12 protein-coding genes are annotated in these 15,351 nt (G+C 42.9%); 7 read left to right on the top strand and 5 right to left on the bottom strand.

All coding sequences use genetic code 11. From position 1 onward, the window contains the following. Nucleotide 1: 1 nt before the first annotated feature. The 7 genes from R8G66_17875 to R8G66_17845 all read left to right on the top strand — a co-directional run bounded on the left by R8G66_17875 (nucleotide 2) and on the right by R8G66_17845 (nucleotide 9,379). Nucleotides 2-2,977, top strand: coding sequence for a hypothetical protein (locus tag R8G66_17875; protein MDW3194248.1), 2,976 nt, complete (start codon nucleotides 2-4; stop codon nucleotides 2,975-2,977). Between the two features lie 10 nt (nucleotides 2,978-2,987). Then, the gene (locus tag R8G66_17870) at nucleotides 2,988-6,647 is read left to right on the top strand and encodes an RHS repeat-associated core domain-containing protein (protein ID MDW3194247.1); all 3,660 of its coding nucleotides are present in this window, start codon (nucleotides 2,988-2,990) and stop codon (nucleotides 6,645-6,647) included. Between the two features lie 10 nt (nucleotides 6,648-6,657). Next, entirely contained in the window at nucleotides 6,658-7,164 is a 507-nt protein-coding gene (locus tag R8G66_17865) for a hypothetical protein (GenBank protein ID MDW3194246.1), read from the top strand. Nucleotides 7,165-7,499: 335 nt separating this feature from the next. Next, nucleotides 7,500-8,000, top strand: a complete 501-nt coding sequence (locus tag R8G66_17860; GenBank protein MDW3194245.1) for a hypothetical protein — start codon at nucleotides 7,500-7,502, stop codon at nucleotides 7,998-8,000. A 70-nt stretch (nucleotides 8,001-8,070) separates the two neighbouring features. Then, nucleotides 8,071-8,358 carry a hypothetical protein gene (locus tag R8G66_17855; GenBank protein ID MDW3194244.1) on the top strand — a complete coding sequence of 96 codons (288 nt, stop codon included), beginning with the start codon at nucleotides 8,071-8,073 and terminating at the stop codon, nucleotides 8,356-8,358. An 83-nt stretch (nucleotides 8,359-8,441) separates the two neighbouring features. Then, nucleotides 8,442-8,891 carry a hypothetical protein gene (locus R8G66_17850; protein MDW3194243.1) on the top strand — a complete coding sequence of 150 codons (450 nt, stop codon included), beginning with the start codon at nucleotides 8,442-8,444 and terminating at the stop codon, nucleotides 8,889-8,891. Nucleotides 8,892-9,043: 152 nt separating this feature from the next. After that, nucleotides 9,044-9,379, top strand: a complete 336-nt coding sequence (locus R8G66_17845; GenBank protein MDW3194242.1) for a hypothetical protein — start codon at nucleotides 9,044-9,046, stop codon at nucleotides 9,377-9,379. Between the two features lie 66 nt (nucleotides 9,380-9,445). Here R8G66_17845 and R8G66_17840 read toward each other — a convergent pair whose 3' ends face one another. The 5 genes from R8G66_17840 to R8G66_17820 all read right to left on the bottom strand — a co-directional run bounded on the left by R8G66_17840 (nucleotide 9,446) and on the right by R8G66_17820 (nucleotide 15,343). Beyond that, entirely contained in the window at nucleotides 9,446-10,528 is a 1,083-nt protein-coding gene (locus R8G66_17840; protein MDW3194241.1) for a hypothetical protein, read from the bottom strand. A 160-nt stretch (nucleotides 10,529-10,688) separates the two neighbouring features. Further along, entirely contained in the window at nucleotides 10,689-11,822 is a 1,134-nt protein-coding gene (locus R8G66_17835) for a hypothetical protein (GenBank protein MDW3194240.1), read from the bottom strand. A 44-nt stretch (nucleotides 11,823-11,866) separates the two neighbouring features. Continuing rightward, the gene (locus R8G66_17830; protein ID MDW3194239.1) at nucleotides 11,867-12,997 is read right to left on the bottom strand and encodes a DUF4249 family protein; all 1,131 of its coding nucleotides are present in this window, start codon (nucleotides 12,995-12,997) and stop codon (nucleotides 11,867-11,869) included. Between the two features lie 40 nt (nucleotides 12,998-13,037). Beyond that, nucleotides 13,038-14,171 (bottom strand): hypothetical protein, encoded by a 1,134-nt coding sequence (locus R8G66_17825; protein MDW3194238.1) that lies wholly within the window; start codon nucleotides 14,169-14,171, stop codon nucleotides 13,038-13,040. 38 nt (nucleotides 14,172-14,209) lie between these two features. Next, nucleotides 14,210-15,343, bottom strand: a complete 1,134-nt coding sequence (locus R8G66_17820; protein MDW3194237.1) for a hypothetical protein — start codon at nucleotides 15,341-15,343, stop codon at nucleotides 14,210-14,212. Between the last annotated feature and the right edge of the window lie 8 nt (nucleotides 15,344-15,351).

Genomic DNA, 15,351 nt, shown 5'->3' with positions numbered 1-15,351 from the left:
CGTGCTAAAAACCATCGTTGTGCTTTGGGTTGTATTATGTGCGACTCAAGCCTTGGTTGCACAAAACAGCAATCAAAATTTATTGCCCAATGTCACCGGCCCTTCACCAGAGGTGGCTCAATTAGGGAAGTTCGGTTCCTATGATGTAAATTATTTCACAGGGACAGCCTCCATTGAATTGCCAATCCACACGATTGTTGCCAAGGATATACAAATACCCATTGTACTGCGCTATCACCCTTCAGGGATCAAGGTTACTGATCGCCCGGGCTGGGTAGGGTTAGGTTGGTCTATGGATGCGGGTGGATTTATTTCCAGGCAGGTTTTGGGCCTGCCTGATGAATTACAGCAAGGTTATGCCAATACGGCGCTTCCTGCCTCCCTCAATCCGGCCGTAAATGCGGACCTCCATTACCTCAATGATGTAAACAGAGGTTTGATTGATGCGGAGCCAGATGTGTTTTCCTATGGCTTTGGCGGCTATAGCGGGAAGTTCATGCTCGATCCGCTGCAAAATAGCCCTGATGCGAATAACACTGTAGGCGGTACAGGAGGGCCGTATTTTAATGCTCACAGGATAGCCGAAGCAGAACAAGGCTGCGATGATGATGATGTGATGATGATCCCATATCGACCGTTAGATATTCAACCAACCTATGGCACGAGCTCAGTCACTTTCAAAGCTTTTGATCCCTATGGCCGGGAATATCAGTTTGATAAATATGAGACGACCAAGGAGGTGAATGAATCGCTGAATGTTCGCTCTGCCTGGAAGCTGACCAAGGTGATTTCGAAGAATAAAACAACTGAAGTGAGTTTTGATTATCACACCAGAAGCGGTCAGGTCTCCAAAGACCGGAGCTACTCCATAATGGTCAATGATCTGGTGCAAAACTTACCGGGAGGTTCCACTTACACGGCCAATCCTGGGGTTTATAATTCGCAGGATCATAACATGCATTCGACGGAGCAGTATTTAGAGACCATTACTTACCCGCTGGGTAAGGTCGAATTTATTCGGTCCGGTGTAAGAGAAGGGGGATTTACGGGACAGCAAATGCTCGATGAGATAAGAATCTATCAAACAGTCGGTGGTACTGATGTTTTGATCAAAAAAATTGATTTTGACTATGGCACTTTTACCTCAACAGATGGCACAGGAGCAAAAAGATCCTACTTAAAGGATTTGTTTGTGAAATCTAGTTCAGGAGTTTCCGTTCAGAAATACCATTTCGATTACAATACCTCTCAGATGTTACCGGACTTCCTTTCTACGAAGCGGGATTTGTGGGGCTATTATAATAACCAAAGTAATGCACGCTTTGGAATTGCTACATTGGTTCCCAAGCATAGCATCAATTATCAGGCTGTTCATAATGGATCTTCCACGACCATAGAAATTGGCTCGGAAAACAGCAATGGACGTGCACCGAATAGCCTTTTCGCACAAGCAAATATTCTGAATAAGATTACTTACCCCACAGGTGGATATACGCAGTTCATCTATGAAGGGAATAGTTATCTGGATGGTACGACCAGTGTTGCAGGGCCGGGTCTAAGGATCAAGGAAATCCACACCTATGAAAGTAGCACTGCCACGCCCATCAAAAGAAGCTTCGAGTATGGCGATGGCCGGGCTAATTTCTTAAATGAACATTACACATTTGATAGTGAAGTCAATCACCGGACCATAGACGCACATTCACAAGCCATATGTTGTACGATGCGCTCCCGAACATATTTGTCCTCCCCAAATATTGCATTGGAACCGTTCGATCAGGCACTGGTGGTTTATCCTCAAGTGACAGTCTATGAAGGGACAAGCACGGCCAATATCGGCAAGAGCATTTATGACTACTGGGATTATAATGATACACCGGGACCGGGGTTTCAGATTGGAACGCCGAGCGTAGAAAGTAATCATTGGCGCAGAGGCAAGCTAAAGCAAATGCGGGCTTACCGCTATGATGGTGGGGCTAATCCTTACACATTGGTGCAGGAACAAAATCATACTTATGGCGGCTTTGGCCTTTGTCAGATGGGTAATGTGGGCCTGAAAGTCAAAAAGCTTTTTATCAATGGCGGGGATGCACTTTGGGAAGGAGGTACAAATAATGATGTGAATTCCTTTCAGTTTGCCTATTACCGGGTATTGCGGGGTGATGATATGCTGCTTAGTACTGAAGAGATCAACTATTCTGAAACAGATACGGCCTATACGGTTTTAACCGAGTATTTCTATGATAGCTATGCGCATCAGCAATTGACCTTTACAAAGACCACTTCCAGCAAAGGAGAAGCGCTTTCAAAAGAATTATACTATCCGGGGGAAGTGTCAGGTACGGTTTATACGGATATGGTCACTAACCATCAGATTGCTTATCCTGTTATTGAAACTTCACTTCGGGACAGTATCGAGGTTCAAAAACTGGTCAGAAATTATTCAGAACCTGGGACAGACATATTTGAGCCAAGTACCATCACCACTCAGCGTGCAGGAGGGACAATCTTCACAGAAGCTACTTTCCATAGCTATGACAGCTATGGCAATCCGACAAGCTTTACCGGAAGAGACGGTGTGCAGAAGTCTGTACTTTGGAGTCATGATGGTCAATATGCCGCGGTGGTGGGCGAAAATATTGATTTCATATCACTACAGGTTGCCGTAGGCTTTAGCCTCCCTTCAGGTTACAATTCCTTGCAGGAACTAATGGATCAGATGGGTGAAATTGCCACAAATGCGTCAGCACAGGCCGATTGGCAAGCCTTCAATAACACGCTCAGGTCACAAACGACGCTTGCAGCGGCCTTTATCCAGACCTTTACTTATGATCCGGCCATTGGTCAAACATCTGCCACAGGTGCGACCGGACTGACCAGCTATTACCGCTATGATAATCACAATCGGCTGTATCAGGTGAAAGATTTTCAGGGCAATGTGCTGGAAGAACATCTTTACAATTTCAAAAACAACTAATCCCAAAACCATGAAAAGAATACTTTTTCTATTGCTCACGGTAATGGGTTTTATGCATGTTCAGGCCCAAACATCGACGAAGAATTACATCATGTCCATGCGAGCAAGGCAGGCCCTCACCGGGACGTTACAAAGCCAAAAAAGCAAGCAGGATTCCGTACAAACGAATATCACCTATTTCGATGGGTTGGGCCGACCGGAACAAATTAATCAACACCGAGCATCCGTGTCCAATAGTGGCACACCTGGTGATATCATTATGCCATATTTCTATGATAATTATGGCAGACAAATCAAACAGGGCTTGCCCTTTGAGGTGAATGCCTCAGGCAATTACCAGTCAAATGCCATGACCCAATTGGAGGCCGAGTATGATGCAACCCGCGCTGTTGGAATTCCAGAGATTGATAATCCGTATACCGAAACAAAGTTTGAGGATTCATCACTCGGTCGTACGATGAAAACCGCTTCACCGGGTGATTCCTGGAAGATGAGCGGCGATCATACCGTGGATTTCCTCTATCGTGCAAATATTACATCTGACTCTATTCAGGACTTGGATATCGATCAATCCGGATATCCGATTGTATCTGACTATGGGATATATACTTCAGGTGAGTTGTGGATGGTTGAGATCAACGACGAAGATAATCACAAAGTCTATGAGTTCAAAGACAAAGAAGGAAGGGTAATCTGTAAGAAAATAGAGAACGGCGCGGAAGATGCCATCACCTATTATCTCTATGATGATTTTGGCCAACTCACGATGGTGGTTTCACCTGAGGCTGTATCTCAAATCATAGCAGTGAATGAATGGACGAAGCTCAATGATGCGAAATTTAGGGATCAATGGCTGTATATCTATCGCTACGACGAGCGTGGGCGCATGATCGAGAAAAAAGTGCCCGGCGCCGCACCTGTCGAAATGGTCTATGATGCAAGAGATAGGATCGTGCTCACCCTTGATGGGAATAGACGAAACGGGGGCATGAACTCGGGCACGATTGAACATGTGGAAAGCGGATTGCTGGAAGTCACGGAATATCAAGGCAAGAGCTATACCAGAGCCCCTGGAGCAAAAATCTTGTTCAAAAAACCAGATTTCGAGACCACAAAATCTGATGGCTTTTTTGGCAAGAAAGCGAGCAATGCCCCAACGAGTAAATGGATTTACACGAAATATGATGCGCTCAATCGTCCGGTTATGACCGGAATCATTGCTTTGACAGAGTCACGGCAAAGCCTGCAAGATGCAATTGATAATGATAGTGGCTATGATTTTTCCGTAGCCTATATCGGAAATGGGAGTGGCAATATTTATGGCTATGATAATACTAGCTACCCTTCCACCACAGGTACGGAGATACTCTCGGTCACCTATTATGATAACTATGATTTTATCACGCACCAATCATGGGGCAATAACTATACCCATACAGGGCATCATACGGCAACCAAGGGATTAGTAACAGGTGGGCTTGTCAAAGTGCTGGGTACTTCAACCTATCTCAAATCCGCGACCTACTATGATAATCGGTTAAGGCCAACGCTTGTAGCAAGCCAGAATTATGTCAGTGGGGTAGACCGGATATTGACCACCTACCGCAATGATGTTTCGCCCTTAATTGAGAATACAACCACTACACATGTTTCCTCCGGTGTAACGACCACTGTCCTGGAAGAATTCACTTATGATCACCGTGATCGTCCGACGAAAGTGCAACATAAAATCAATAGTGAACCAAAGGTTACACTATCAGAATTCACTTATAACTTAGTAGGACAGATGATTGAGAAGGACCTACATGGAGGCGCCGCACAATCCGTTGATTATGCCTATAACGAGCGTGGTTGGATCAAAACCATTAATGGCGGAATGGCCGGAGATGGTGATGTGAATGACCGATTTTTTCTGGAACTGAATTATGATGATGCTCCTACGCCTCAATATGAAGGTAACATTGGTCAGATGCTCTGGAAGACGATGGGTAGAAGTGAAAATGAAAACCAGCAAAGCTATGATTACAGCTATGATGATCTAAACAGGCTCACCAAAGCGACCTACAACAGTACAGGGAAAGCCAATTACTTCAATGTGGGTGGTAATGACAATGGTAACATCAGCTATGATCTGAACGGTAATATCAAAAGCTTGAAACGCTACCATGAGGGTACTTTGATTGATGACTTGAGTTTCAGCCATTCCGGCAATCGCATCACCAGTGCCGCTGATGCGGCCAGCGATACAGGTGAGGGATTCATTGAAGCATCCAATGGTTTGGTCGCGGGTGAATATCAATATGACGCCAACGGTAATATCACCAAAGATGCCAATAAAGGCCTGACCCTTATTGACTATAACATTTTGAACTTGCCGCGACAAGTCACGGAGGCCAATGGAGATGTCATTACTTATATCTATGATGCTGCTGGAACCAAGCTGGCCAAAACAATAGATGATGGATCACCGGAGACAAGCTATTATGACGGGCCATTTCATTACATTGGGAATGCGCTGCAGTTTATCCAGACAGCAGAAGGCCGCGCCCGAAAATCAGGCACGAATTTCCTCTATGAATATAATCTAACTGATCATCTGGGCAATGTCCGGGCATCCGTTGATGCAACCGGAACCGTCGTGCAGCGCGATGGTTACTACCCCTTCGGTTTGACCTTCAATCATAGTAATGTAAGCCCGGAGAACGACTACAAATACAATGGGTTCGAAGAGCAGAAAGAAACCGGATGGTACGACTATCAGGCCCGGTATTATGATCCGGCACTCGGAAGGTTCCTGAACGTAGACCCAGCTGCTGATCTGATGCGAAGGCACTCGACCTACTCCTACGCCTTCAATAACCCGATACGTTTTATCGATCCGGATGGGATGATGCCGAGTGATCAGGCTGATCATCATACAGATCACTTGGCTGCGAGTGCGGCGACAAATGATTTTGATCCTCATAGAGATATGATTGGTGCTGATTGGTTTGAAGATCCTATGCCTCGTCTCACTGGCGGGGGAGGTAAAAAGAAGAAAAAGAAATCTATCCATGAAGATGGAGATGAAGTGCCTAGTGATGTCCCATATAATCCTACGTTGAATTTCTTCGAAGAAAATTCTAGCTATCTATCTCAGGCATTTTCGGTACTTGGTGAAGCCTCGATTGGTGCGGCACAAAAATTACGACAGACAAAAAATGTATATGGTAGGATGTCAACAGAAGTTGATGTGAAATGGAACCTGAAACGTCCAATTATGTCATCTGGAGGTCATCCAGTTGGATTTAGCTCAGTAACAACTAAACACACTCATTATATAGCTCAACTCGTTCGTTCTTGGCATTCAGTAAGTAAATTTGGTAGTAAAGCATTGAATACCGTTAGGGTCGCGGGCAACTATGGAGGTATAGCATTAACATTTGCTTCCGTCGGATTTGATTACAAAGACTGGAATAATGGCACACTTTCAACAGGTAGGTTTTCATATCGTACAGTTACTTCTGGACTTGGGTTAGGTGCGGCATATTATTTTGGTGGACCCTACGGAATAGCTGTTGGAGTTTTAGCGATTGGCGGAGAGAAAGCTTATGATGCCACTAAACCTGTTAGGCGAAACATAGGCTTTGAATATTCGAGATTCGTCGAAGCATTGAAATATTGGCATTGAAATTTATAAAATGAGAGTTTATAAGGTTAGTATAAAAAGTCAATTTAAGCACCTTTGGAGCCTAATTTTTATAATTGTCATTTTTCCATTTATAGGGTATCAGTTTGGGCTTTACAAAATGGATTCTCCTGATGAAAAAAGCATCGTGGAAGTTTTGCTCTTTGTGATTTCCGTTCTTACAATACCACTTATCACTTTACATATAAATCATTTGTTGAATAGTGTAAATATATGCGTAGAGGTCAATTTTGTTGAGGGTGTGATAAGATATACTAATCCCGAAGGAATCACCGAATTTAGAAAGGAGGATGTTGATTTCGTAATAAATGTCAAGTCTATACCCTTGGCCGAAAATAGGCTACCTATACTTCCTTGGGATGTTTACAATTACGCACTGATAAAGCTTAAAAGTGGAAGAGAGATAAAGATTTCTAGCTTATTGATCGATCAATTCGACAAGCAAATTGGGATTGGCAAAATATCAGTAAAGAAATCGTTTTACCCCTGGATAGAATAGTGTATCCAAAAGTGATGCTAGTTCCGTTCAAAGTAGTAAAAACCCTGCGCAGTAATGTTAAAGGCATTTTACTGCGCTAGATTGTCTGTGATATTTGATTTAAGTAGAAAGGCGTCGAGCATGGCAAAGACGTGGCTTTTGTCTTCTTCTTTGAGCTTTTGAATGTTTTGTATGCGCTTGAGTATGGTAGTGTCTAAGAGCAATATTTCTTGATCAATGAAAGTAATTCCTAATTATCTCTTGTTACAGTAGTTTTAGCATCATGTAGTGACAATTTGCATGAAAATATTCATCAGTCTAATATTCCGAAATACCCAAGACCGGAAAAGGTTTCAATGAATACATTTAGTGGGATTCTGGTCTCTCCTGTATTGAGTGATACTGTTGTATATGATTCTAATGGTTACCTTTCCAAGATTCGCGTAAGAGTTGACCAGCCTTATCATCATTTATTCAATTATCATTTAGGAAATGATACCATACATGTGGAGTTTGAAAAGCTAGATTTTCAGGGGAAGGTGGAATCAAGAAAGCCTTACGGCTATTACTTGGTGGATTCAGGACTTATAACGGAAAAAGTAGTATTTGAGTCAGGTGATAATATTCAATACTTCTACGAAGATAAATCAAGATTAATAGAGAAACTCTATCGCTTTAAATCCCAAGAAGTAGAAAGGAAAATCTCATATCGTTATGTTAATAACTCTCAGTATCTGGAAAGCATTTTAGATAAATACGGTCATATTACCTTGGAAATACGGCGATATAAAAATGGAAATTTATACCAAATTGATGCTGATGGTTTAGAGATTGCCTATAAGCGTATGAATGAGTAAAGATCAACTGTCGTATCAAAACGAAAAGTCTAAGTGGTCCTTTACGGAAGCGTGAAGGACTTTTTTACCAATGAACATCAGTAAAACGAAAGTTGAGACCTTGACAAAGCTTAAAGCGGAAGTAAAACAATTCGTGCTCTTAATTGATGTTGATAACTTTCATCGAAGTTACCAGCCTCTAGTACAAATACTAAAGCCTTACAGAGGTAAAGGCCTTAGAAGAGAAAGTGTGACTAAAGTTTTAATTGAGGTGCAATCTGAAATTGAAATGGATGATTACAGAGAAGATGTATTAGACGAAATGAACAAAAGGTTGGAAGGTTTTGCTTCTACAAAGAAGAACGTTGGATGGTTTTAACCAATCCCTCGGTGAGTGTTTGTTTTAGACGACCTGGATTATCTAATCAAGAGGGAAGTGAATAAACTTAAAGTGAAGAGAAAGTGAGTTCAATTGAAAAGTTACTGAGTGGCGTAAGGGAAGACTTAAAGAACGAATTTTTGAAAGTGAAGAATAAGGTAGAGGAAAAGTCAGATGTTGAAATATATTCCAACCTATCTGAACTGACTCCTCCGCGGAATACCCCTATCTATTTGACTCTTAATTTCACTCGAAAAGGTTCAGAAAGTGAGGGAGTTTCTTTAAGCCTAAGCTTCCAAAATTACAATCCAGAAGTTGAAAGATTTATTGTTTACGACGATCGTCTATTTATATCCATGGATTTAAGTTTTGAGCAAGGGGCCTTTATATCAAACCCGAAAATCAATACTCTTGACTTAAGAAGTTCTAATCTCGAGAAGAGCTTAATTGATGAAATCAAACGGTCTACTATTTTCGTGAATGATCAAATTGAGATAATAGTTAACATTTTGAATGACCCACGTTATTGGTAATAGCCGGAGCTGCGTTTGATTGGTCAAGGTGAGAATTACACCTTTTGGGGTTAATTTAAATCTAAACTGAGTGTAGGACTTTTCTTACGCTTTTTTATTTTCTGCTGTCCAAGTGGAAAAAGCATTAGCTTAATCATTTAATGCAACAATCAATGTCGAGTAGAAAGCTATCACAGGATGAAAGATGGCTTCTTGAAATGTTAGTTCAAAAAGCTACCGTGAAATTTCCATCAAATTGGAGTGACAATTTGTTGGTCAAACCTTTGAGTGATGAAGGTATGGGAAGTTTATTATTGTTCCCTGAAAGAGTCGCAGTTGATGATGACCGTTTATTTGGAGAACAAATAAGTGAATATCAATTTACAGACGAGGACGGAATAGAAGTAATTGCTTCTTTAAATATGGATGATGAAGGCAAGTTGTTTGAGCTAGATATTTGGAAGACAGACTTTTCTCCTTTGATCAGTATTCCAAAAACGCTAGAATAATTTGAATTTAATACCCTTCATAGGAAAGTTAGACTTTTTAGATACCCTTAAGTTTTCCAAACTTTATCAAGGCAAATACGAAGGACGGACCAGAGAGCTGTTGGGTACAACCAGGCAATTGTAACATGCTTCGGGTACTCCTCTGGCGGCTAAGCACGGAAAGCAATTAGGGGGAACATTATCGAATTGACCGGGCACAAAATTGGTGCAATCCACCAAATCACCGCCGAAACCAAGTCTTACAGGCAGGTCACCCTCCGTGACAAAGGTACCGCTGGTATCCATTTTGGCTACTTCGAAGAAGCCCAGGGCTTTTACATCAGGGTCCGATACGCTACTAAAGTTTCCCGGAATAGGAGCTGGTGGAATTTCGAAAATACTACCTACACGATTGGACACGTCATTGACTCTTTGCCAATAATCAAGCGCTTCTCGGGAAAATGAAGATTGAATGATCCCAAAGCCACGCAAGCGTTGAAAAGAATTATCCAATGGGACTACAGCAGTCTGCTGTTTTTCAATCGTAGTAGTATTTACCAGATCTCCGTCAAAAAGTAGCACCTCCGGCGATAAGTATTCATCATAGATGTAGCAATTGCGAGGTGAATAGAATGGAAAACTGCTGGCAGGAAGTGACATCTCTTGCTGAATGTATACCTGCTCTATGTCCCATTTCATAAAGATGGATTCATCATTGGTATCCAGCCGTGAATCGGTAAAAATCTTCACCACATACCGTTGAAATTCTACGCCTATGTCGCTGATCACGGCAATTCGATCAAATTCAAAATAAGAAGAGTCCTGAGCCCCTGCGGTAGGCATCCGTTGAAAGCTGGAGAGATAAGTTTCATCATTCATCGTCACACGAGCCCGATACGCAGTTCCTGGTACTCCAACAAGAGGAGTGACGGGTAGGTATTTTTTTTCTTCCATAGAATAGACATAGGGATACACCTGTTCGTTATCATCCTCGACGACTACTGAGGCACTCGTAACTGATATGCCTGCGGTGGTATTTAAGTCAGACCATTGAACGGTAATCGCCTGGTCATGAGGATGAGAGTTAGTCAACTTACCATAAATCACCAATTGTCTTTCATCGTTTGCCCCGTCAAATTCAATGATACTCACACACCTAGTGATGAGCATGGTAAGAAGGATTAGGAGAGCTCCTCGCATGTGTCTTGTAAGGTTTGTCATGTATTTGATTTTAAAAACGTCAGGCCATTTCGAATGTTTACGATTTAAAAGAGATATGATGGTTTTTTCTACGTATTATTCGGGAAGAAGAACTTAACTAGTACATCATCTAATCCAGATACGAAGGCTTAGTCAACGTGCTGTTGGGCTTACTCAAACAATTGTAACATACCTCTGGAACTCCTCTATCGCCTAGACAAGGAAAACAATTAGCGGGAATACTGTTGAATTGACTCGTTGCGAAATTGCTGCAATTCACCGTATTGCCACCAAACGCGAAAATGACAGGAAAATCAGCCCTGGTTATTTCGGTGCCACTGGTGTCCATTTTCGCCACTTCGAAGAAGCCCAGGACCTTTTCATTGGGGTTCGAGACAAGACTAATGTTCCCTGGAATGGGCGCCGGAGGAATCTCAAAAATATTGCCCGTCCGATTAGAGACATCATTGACCTTTCTCCAATATTCCATTGCTTCTCGTGAGATGGAAGATTGGATGATGCCAATGCCACGTAAGGTACTCAAGGAATTTTCCAGAGGAATTTCGAGGGTCTTTTGTCCCTGGATGAAAAGGGTATTGACCAAGTCACCGTCAAAAAGCAAGATCTCTTGTCCCGAATATCTTTCAATATTGTAGCAGTTTCGTGGAGAATAGAAGGGAAAATTACTCCCGGGCAGTAACATTTCTTGCTGCAGGTCTACCCGTTCCACATCCCATTTCATATAAATGGAAGAATCGCTGGCATCAAGTCGGGAATCTGTGTAGACCCTAAGCACAAATCTCTCAAACAATACACCGATATTGCTAATGGCCCGAACCCGGTCAATTTCAAAATAGGAAGAGTCCTGTGCGCCAATCGTGGGCATGCGTTGAAAACTGGAGATATAAGTTTCGTCGTTGACTGTTACACGAGCCCGGTAGGCGGTCCCCGGAATGCCTACAAGAGGGTTTACTGGGAGGTATTTTTCTGTTGCTACGGAATAGACATAAGGAAACACATGATCGTTTTCATCTTCGACGACTACCGTAGCATCAGCAATCGAAAGATCCGCCGTGGTATTCAGGTCCGACCATTGGACAGTGATTCCCTGGTCATAATTTTGTGCATTCGTCAACTTGCCGTAGATCACTAATTCTCTCTCACTGCTAGCTACATCAAAATCTATGATACTCACACACTTCGTGATGAAGAAGACGATAAAGATGAGCACAACTCCTTTTATGTGTCTTGAAATGTTTCTCATGTATTTGATGATAAAATCGCCAGGTTCTTTCGAATGTTTATGATTTAAAAGAGATATGATGGTCTTATCCGCGTGCTATTTGGAACGAGACTGCAATTCAAACAATAGTCTGGTACACCCAGATCCGCAAGGCAGGAGAAGCAACCGTATGGGACGGTAAGTAATAACCCAATTGGAAAAGAACAATTAGGAACTTCTCTGCTTCGTCCAAAGCGAATCGGAAGATCTCCTTGTAACACATAAGTGCCGGTCGTATCCACTTTGGTTACTTCAAAAAAGCCCAAAGGGACCTGGTCAGGGTCGCTCAGGTTGCTGAAATTCCCTGGGACAGGCGCAGGGGGAACTTCAAAAATGCTCCCGTCACGAATGGCGACCTGATTTACTTTTTCCCAGTAGATCATGGCTTCTCTGGTTATCGAAGATTGGATGATGCCATATCCCCGAATATTGATGAAGTTATTGTCCATCAGGACATTAGCAAGCTCTTGCTCTTGCAGGAAAGTTTTGTTGATTCGTTCACCATTAAACAGGTTCATGTCTTCATTGGCGTAACCTTCATGAATGTAACAAACACTCGGTGAGAAGAAAGGGAATTTAGAGACAGGGAGGGTTACCTCTGCGAGAATAAAGACTTGTTCTACGTCCCAACGCATAAAGATGTCTTCATCGCTGGCATCAAGTCTGGAGTCCGTTAATATTTTTACCCGGTATTGATCCAACTCTGCTCCCGTATCAGTAATGAGTAATTCTTTTTCGACACGGTAGTAGGCCGTATCCTGAGTGCCCACAGTAGGCATGCGTTGTGGAGAAGACTGGTAAATTTGGTCATTTACAGTAATGCGTGCCCGATAAGTTGTTCCTGGGACCCCTATGAATGAGTTGACGGGTAAATATTTCCCGGATTCCGCGGAAAAAGCATATGGATATTGCTGGTCATTTTCGTCCAGTACAACAACGCTAGCGTCTTCGATGGCCAGATCGGCAGAAGTATTCAAGTCCGACCATTTAACGGTAATTCCCTGATCATACGCTTGTGAATTGGTGAGTTTTCCGTAGATGACCAATTCACGATTCTTGTCAGACCCCTCAAATTCGATGATACTCACGCACCCGGCCAATAAGAAGGGTAAAAGCAAGAATAGTGTTTGATGAATAAGCCGTCTGGAAGTTGCCATGTGTTCGTGGGGTAAGAGTGAGTGCTATCGCATATTCAATTCAAAACAAGTAAGAAGGTCTTTCACGTGTGCTATTGGGGAGTAGCGTACAATTGGTACAATAAGTGGGAACACCAATATCATACACACATTGGATGCAACCGGCGGGAATATTTTCAAACAAAGTGATCGGATAATCACAATTAGGAACATCTATCCCTCTACCTATTCGTACCGGTAGGTCACCCTGAAGTACATAAGTTCCTGTAGTATCCATTTTAGCCACTTCGAAGAAACCCAGCGGTGGATTTTTCGGGTCACTGATGTTTTTGAAATTTCCAATGATCGGTGCCGGGGGCACTTCAAAGATGCTGCCCACTCTGTTCGCTATTTGATCCACTTTTTGATAATACGCCATCGATTCCCGAGTGATAGAGGACTGAAAGATCCCGTATCCTCTCCGGTTAATAAAAGTTCGGTCCAGGGGAATGATCGCTAGTTCTTGTTCCTGAATGGAGGTAGTTCTGATCTCATCTCCATTGTATAAAAGCAGTTTTTCATTGATGAAACCCTCAAAGAGATAGCAGACATTGGGGGAGTAATTAGGGAATTTTGCAACCGGCAAAACCACTTCGGAGAGAATGGTGATTTGTTCCACGTCCCATTTCAAATAAAGTGTGTCCTCTGTCTGGTCGAATTGGGAGTCGGTCAGAATCTTAAGTCGATATTGCTCAAACTCAATTCCTCCATCAGAAATGAGGGTATCCTTATCAAATCTGAAATAGGCGGTATCCACTGAACCATACATTGGCATGCGCTGTGCAGTAGATTCATAGGTTTGTTCACCAATGGAAACACGGGCTTGATAAGCAGTTCCAGGAACACCAATGAAAGGAACCGTAGGAAGGTACTGATCAAATTCGTCTGAAAATAGATAAGGAATTTCCTGTCCCGTTTCGTCAATGACTGAAACAACAGCATTTGTAATGGATCGGCCGACAGTAGTTTCAAGGCTAGATCGTTTTACACTGATTCCCTGATGATAATTCTGCGAGTTGGTGAGCTTTCCATAGATCACAAGCTGTTCCTCTTTGTCAGATGTATCAAAATCAATGATGCTGACACATCCGATCATTCCAAGGCCAGCCAGACCTAAAAGCAAGAAAAGTGACCCTATGTTTCTTGAAACTGGCACAAGGTCAACGATCAGGATATGTGATTTGTGTAGTCATGTCAAAAAAAGAAATTGGGTCTTTTTCGTGTACTGTTCGGAAAATCGGTACAATTCCAACAGTAGTCCGGGACTCTAAAAAAGCGAAGGCATTCGAAGCAATTGATCGGGACTGTGACAAACTGACTTGGCAAAAAGTCACAGTTCGGATACTCCATGCCCATGCCCAGTCCGATTGGGTGATCATCTTCAATCACCGAGGTGCCAATGGTATCCATCTTAGCCACTTCGAAAAAGCCTAATGGGGCATCGTTCGGATCATTGAGGTTTTGGAAATTTCCGGGAATCGGTGCGGGTGGCACTTCAAATATGCTTCCCGAACGGTCGGCAACATCGGTGATCCGTTGCCAATAGTTGGCAGCTTCCTGTGTGATGGAAGATTGAATGACCCCATAGCCGCGGACATTGATAAAAGAATTGTCAAATGGTACGTCAGCCACTTCTTGTTCAGGGATCACATTGGATTTCACGAGACTGCCATTGAACAGGACCAACTCATCACTTGCAGCACCATCAAATATGTAACAGGCCCTCGGCGAATAAAAAGGGAAACTGCTCGTCGGTAGTGGCACCTCTTCCAGGATGTAGACCTGATCTACATTCCATCGTAGGAATAGTTCTTCTTCCGTGTCGGGTAGATTGGTCTTAACCAGGATTTTAAGGCGCCACTGTTCCGTAGCACCCGCGTTGGTGATTATCTCGTCTCGTTCAAATCGGAAATAGGCAGAGTCTACGGCATTGGTCAAAGGCATGACCTGCGGACTGGATTCATACACCTGGCCGTCTACCGTCACCCTTGCGCGATAGGCATGACCCGGCGTGCCGGCATAGCTTGCTACAGGGACATATCGATCTGCTTCCGCGGAATATTCATAGTCAAAAGACGCTCCGGTATTGTCATCGAAAACCACTACCTCGGCATCGGTATAAGAAAGTCCTGCTCGTGTATTCAGATTGGACCTTTTGACGGTGATGCCCTGATCATAATTACTAGCATTCGTCAGTTTACCAAAAATCACGACTCGTTCCTGATTACCAGCATTATCCAATTCGATGATGTTGACGCATCCAACTACGATCAGGCTTGCAACAACAAGGAGAGCAATCTTAGGGCCTATGTTTTTGGGAATGATCAATGTTTCAA

This window comes from Cytophagales bacterium (assembly GCA_033344775.1).
In the GTDB taxonomy this organism is placed as follows: Bacteria; Bacteroidota; Bacteroidia; order Cytophagales; family Cyclobacteriaceae; genus JAWPMT01.
This window is presented reverse-complemented; position numbering and strand designations above follow the sequence as displayed.

Bases quoted from the DNA above. Each gene is read 5' to 3' on its own strand.
- R8G66_17870 (MDW3194247.1), top strand. From the start codon at position 2,988: ATGAAAAGAATACTTTTTCTATTGCTCACGGTAATGGGTTTTATGCAT.
- R8G66_17865 (MDW3194246.1), top strand. From the start codon at position 6,658: ATGAGAGTTTATAAGGTTAGTATAAAAAGTCAATTTAAGCACCTTTGG.
- R8G66_17860 (MDW3194245.1), top strand. From the start codon at position 7,500: ATGAATACATTTAGTGGGATTCTGGTCTCTCCTGTATTGAGTGATACT.
- R8G66_17855 (MDW3194244.1), top strand. From the start codon at position 8,071: ATGAACATCAGTAAAACGAAAGTTGAGACCTTGACAAAGCTTAAAGCG.
- R8G66_17845 (MDW3194242.1), top strand. From the start codon at position 9,044: ATGTCGAGTAGAAAGCTATCACAGGATGAAAGATGGCTTCTTGAAATG.
- R8G66_17840 (MDW3194241.1), bottom strand. From the start codon at position 10,528: ATGCTCATCACTAGGTGTGTGAGTATCATTGAATTTGACGGGGCAAAC.
- R8G66_17835 (MDW3194240.1), bottom strand. From the start codon at position 11,822: ATGAGAAACATTTCAAGACACATAAAAGGAGTTGTGCTCATCTTTATC.
- R8G66_17830 (MDW3194239.1), bottom strand. From the start codon at position 12,997: ATGGCAACTTCCAGACGGCTTATTCATCAAACACTATTCTTGCTTTTA.